Annotated in this window: 1 protein-coding gene; it reads right to left on the bottom strand. The window is 68.8% G+C overall.

Features of this window, described 5'->3' with window-relative positions:
- Nucleotides 1-539: phosphopantetheine-binding protein (locus D7X30_RS41405; protein ID WP_147443455.1), on the bottom strand; the 539-nt coding region annotated here is incomplete at both ends.

Raw genomic sequence — 539 nt, 5'->3', positions numbered from 1 at the left:
CGGGCTGCCCGGTTCGAGCTGATCAATGAGCCACAGCCGCTGCTGGGCGAAGGACAACGGCAGCGGACCGTCATGCGAGACGCGGGTGAGCTGAGTAGTGCTCGTGCGGGTCAGCCCCACCAGACGAACCGCGAGCGCTTCCACGGTGGGGGATTCGAAGAGCGCGCGCAGGGGGAGTTCCACGCTGAACTCCACGCGGACCCGCGACACGACCTGGGTGGCCAGCAGCGAGTGCCCACCCAGCTCGAAGAACGAGTCCTTCACGCCCACCCGGGGCAGTCGCAGGACTTCGGCCCAGATGGAGGCCAGCTTCGCTTCGACCTCCGTGCGCGGCGCTTCGTAGGTGTGGCCGGACTGGGGCGCCTCCGGCTCGGGCAGGGCCTTGCGGTCCACCTTGCCGTTGGAGTTGAGGGGCAGGGCGTCCAGCACCACGAAGGTGGTGGGCACCATGTACTCGGGGAGGCCCTGGCGCAGGTGGGCCTTGAGGGCCTCCACTTCCAGGGAGGTATTCGCCTTGGGCGTGACGTAGGCGACGAGGC

Origin of the sequence: Corallococcus sp. AB011P (genome assembly GCF_003611605.1) — a bacterium.
Lineage (GTDB): Bacteria > Myxococcota > Myxococcia > Myxococcales > Myxococcaceae > Corallococcus > Corallococcus coralloides.
Note: the sequence above shows the minus strand (reverse complement) of the source record. Positions and strands in the feature narration are given on the sequence as shown.